The organism is Collinsella sp. LCP19S3_H3 (genome assembly GCF_052119145.1).
GTDB lineage: Bacteria > Actinomycetota > Coriobacteriia > Coriobacteriales > Coriobacteriaceae > Collinsella.
This window is the reverse complement of the sequence record NZ_JBQKFW010000025.1, coordinates 1-3,685: the sequence shown is the minus strand read 5'-3', so window position 1 is coordinate 3,685 and position 3,685 is coordinate 1. Positions and strand designations below refer to the sequence as shown.

Below are 3,685 nucleotides of genomic sequence, written 5' to 3'. Positions count from 1 at the left end.
GCAGCAACCGTCACAGACAGTCGCCGCGACACATCCGGCCAATCCTCAGGACGCCGCATGCCGTTACGCCAAATCCGCGACACCAGCACCTCGACGCCGCGCCCGGTCGCGATCTGCGCCAGATGGAAACTGTCAGCCGGTCCCACGTATCAGCTCCGATGCGAGCTGCATTTCAGGGTCGAGGTTCGCCTCGTTACGGAAATATCCCTCTTCGCGACGCTTTCGGGCGGGCGACCACCCCAACTCATCCCAAGCGCCTTCTCGGGACACGATGCCGGACTGCTTGGCCCTCACGACCGCGTCCATGCGCTGCGCCACCGTCGGGGTCGCCGGATTGTGCCAATCCACCCGCACCCTGTTGCCGGGGAGTTGCGTCTTAGTCGCGATCTGATAGGCGAGCGCAGCGGCCCATCCGACAGTCATACCACCTCGGAGTTCTCCGCCTCACAGGTACGCACAAGCCGTTTCTCTTCGCCCACGATCGCGCCCTCAGCCGGAGGATTCGCTGTCGAGAGCCCGAAATACGAGATCGGGAAGCCCGTCGCCGCCGACATCTCGATCGCATACGCCTCCTGGGCGGCGCGGAAGTTCTTCAAATCGGAGGCGGTGAGTTGTCCGACCTTCGCCTGCGGGTTTGTGATTGTGTGAATCGCGTTGTAGTAGGCGGCCCATACCGGCAACGGCTCACCAGTCTTCGGGTCAACAAAATCGCCCTTCACGACCCCGGTCATGAAGATGCGGGGGATGCCATGCGACTCGACCGCGAACTGCAGGTTCGTCAGATTCCGGCACGAGCTGTCGATGATCGACCGCAGGCCCCTGGTCAGCGCCGTTCTCCCAACCCATGACCCTGAAACCCTCTTGTTGAGGTGCATGAACACTGGGACGACACCCATCCGGTGATGGTCGCGGTCGACCTCGACCCACTTGCCGGTACGCGGCGACCACTCAACCCACACCGTTTCATCAGGCAGATACAGCGTCGCGAAACAAGGGGTGCGTCGAGTCATGGCATCCACGCCGTAGAACCGTGCAGCCGCCGTCACCATCTCGTGACGCTCATCAACAAGGCCAGCCATCTCACGCGGAGATTCGGCACGGATCAACGGCAGATCTGGATTCTTGTTATTGCCGCCCACCGTCAGGAACGCCCGACCAAACAGTCTGCGATCCCGATTGAACATCGCGAGCTGCACGTCGCCGTTCGACGCATCCCAGATAGCGCGCAACCGGTCATCGGCCTCCTCTTCGCCGGGGAGCACGAGGGCGCGCATCTGCTGGCGATCAACCACAGAGTCCACCACCACAGCCGCCCCCGACGTGATCACGTCATACTCGCGGCGATACTCAGGCGGCAACGCCAACCCGATATGCGTGAAGGCATGCTCCGTGTCGTAGTAGGACAGCAGCATGTCGTCAGAATCACGATGGGAACGTAGGTCGAGGTACAGCCGGTCAAGAGTTTGCAGCTCGTCAACACTCAGCACACGCAGCCACCCCTTTCGCGACTCATAGGAAGAAAATCGTTTCCTTGGCTTCGGTCGACCAACCGGCCGCCGCCATATCCGCGGCAGCCTCGTGCGCCAGCACGTCAGCCATCACCACATCGATCTTCAAATGCTCAGCCGGTTTGCCGAGAATGAACTTGTCGCCCGGTTTCGCGACCATCCGGGCCGCCAACGCCTGAGCCTTGAACACCTCATCCGGGGCGTGCGTCGTCAACCCCTCGGCCATGTCCTCCCGGTACCTGACCAGTGCTGGAAACATGCGCGCAATCGAGTTCGTCGGCCACTGCAGCACCACATCGTCACCGAACCTCGACGCCCACGCATCGGCCTGCGTTTCCCAGTGCCGCGGGTCGCAGTAGATGCGCCCCACCCTGTAGCGGCGCATCACCTCATCCACGGCGGCATCAACCTCGCCGCGAGGGATACGACCCTCCGGCCACTCCCTTGGGTTCCATACCGCTGGACGCTGATCTGGCCCATACGTTGGCGTGAACCGATGCCCGTCAATCGTCTGCAATCGCAGCGCCGTCCAGTCGCTCGACCGTGACCCGTCAAACCCGCCACACACCGCCGCGCCGTCCGGCACGTCGACCGCAAGCTCAGCAGCCTCCACCACAGCCTCAGGCAGGAACGCGCCCAAGCCTTGCACCAGCATGTTCCCAAAGAACCGCTTCGCCTGCGCCGGGTCGGTGTGCATCAACTCGGCGCACTCGGCCTCGATTGCCTCCAGATCAGCCCACGGCGACCCGCGATACACAAACCGCAGAATCTTCGCCCGCTCAGATTTCAGCTCAAACCTCAGGTCAGTGGGCGGCCTGCGGTAGAACCGGAAAATATCCTTCGATGATGACTCAAACGTCTGCTGAGCCGCCGAGTTCTCCATCGGTTCCCACGGGTTCGTCACCTCCAGGCCACGACCACCCATACCCGCCAAGCCGCGGCGCATATGCTGCCACACCTTGATCAGCTTGCCCGTGTACAGGCCTGACTCATCCGCCACCGCGAAATGGATGGGAGCGCCCACCTTCGAGTTCGGTGCAGCCGTGATCGGCAACACCTCGCCATTGTTCGGCGTGCGGATGAAATCCTCACGAACCCGCATCAGCTCCTGCAGCGGGCCGCGCCTGATCATCTCTTGGAGCGGCGCGTAAATGTTGTCGGTCTGATCCTCAGCCGTCGCCAACAGTTGGATGCGGGACACCGGCCGCGGAATACCCATCGGCTCACCCGCATCGTAGGCGTAGACGAACCCGCAACCGCAGCCATGATCGACACACCGATACCGCTCGCCACCAACAGCCCAGCCAGCGAAAATGCACGGCCCGACAGCCTCGAACGGGATCAGCGACGCAGCCCACGGCGACTTCCCCGTCTTCTGCGGCCCCACCACCTGCGAACGGCGATACTGGAACGCTGGCGCACCCACCGGGCGGGCCTGGTTGAACACCGCCTTCGGCTTCACCCTGTAATGGTTGAGTGTGCACCACAACTGCCAGCCGTCATGCACAAACGGCTCACCCATCGACCAGCCGTCAGCGACCAGGCAGTGGGCCTCGATCCAGTCAGCAGACAGATACCCCAGAGTTGGCCACGCAACCGACCAGTCATCGTCAGGAAGCGAGGCCGCCATTGATCGCTCTCAGCTTCGAGCCGCGAGACCGCTTCGGCGTCGCAGCCTCAGCCTCGACTGACGAGGCGGTGCGGGTTGTGATCTTCCACCCCAGAGCTGCCAAACCAGCAGGCGTCAAGCCGATGTGCTCAGCGAAACGATGCAACTGCCCCAGCACCGGGGCCGACACGGTGGCGTCCTCACACCGGACAGACAGCCGAGTCCACATCGCCACCGAACGCACCAGCCACCCCGACACGTCCATCGACCACGCGCACGCCTGCGGAGTCCGCCACGCCCACTCCCATACCTCAGACTCACGATCAGTCACGTTGGGCAGTGGAAAGTCGGGCACCGGGCCGTCATAGCCGGACGCTGGCAAATCCTCCAGCCTGTAGCCGCGAGCATCAGACCGTGCAGAGTTCTCGTCCGGCATAGGCCCAGAGCGGATACGAGCACCTTTCGCCATGATTCTGGAGCCTCCTTTGCCGCATCTCACGGCAGAGAACGAGAGCGCGGCATCTCACCGCGCTTGGGAAAAATTTGAACCCGCCGGACTGTTTTGTGC

General features: G+C 62.9%; 4 protein-coding genes. All 4 read right to left on the bottom strand.

The features are described from left to right. Positions 1–132: 132 nt before the first annotated feature. From ACTQZF_RS09035 to ACTQZF_RS09020, 4 genes are read right to left on the bottom strand one after another with little or no spacing between them, the layout of a single operon-like run. Positions 133–423, bottom strand: a complete 291-nt coding sequence (locus ACTQZF_RS09035) for a hypothetical protein (protein ID WP_441555098.1) — start codon at positions 421–423, stop codon at positions 133–135. Continuing rightward, positions 420–1,487 (bottom strand): hypothetical protein, encoded by a 1,068-nt coding sequence (locus tag ACTQZF_RS09030; protein WP_441555097.1) that lies wholly within the window; start codon positions 1,485–1,487, stop codon positions 420–422. Before ACTQZF_RS09030 ends, ACTQZF_RS09035 begins: the two co-directional genes overlap by 4 nt. Before the next feature lie 22 nt (positions 1,488–1,509). Then, positions 1,510–3,138, bottom strand: a complete 1,629-nt coding sequence (locus ACTQZF_RS09025) for a hypothetical protein (RefSeq protein ID WP_441555096.1) — start codon at positions 3,136–3,138, stop codon at positions 1,510–1,512. Then, on the bottom strand, positions 3,119–3,553 hold the full coding sequence (locus ACTQZF_RS09020; protein ID WP_441555095.1) for a hypothetical protein: 435 nt from the start codon (positions 3,551–3,553) through the stop codon (positions 3,119–3,121). Before ACTQZF_RS09020 ends, ACTQZF_RS09025 begins: the two co-directional genes overlap by 20 nt. Between the last annotated feature and the right edge of the window lie 132 nt (positions 3,554–3,685).

Coding starts and splice junctions, on each gene's coding strand:
- ACTQZF_RS09035 (WP_441555098.1), bottom strand. CDS start 423: ATGACTGTCGGATGGGCCGCTGCGCTCGCCTATCAGATCGCGACTAAG.
- ACTQZF_RS09025 (WP_441555096.1), bottom strand. CDS start 3,138: ATGGCGGCCTCGCTTCCTGACGATGACTGGTCGGTTGCGTGGCCAACT.
- ACTQZF_RS09020 (WP_441555095.1), bottom strand. CDS start 3,553: ATGCCGGACGAGAACTCTGCACGGTCTGATGCTCGCGGCTACAGGCTG.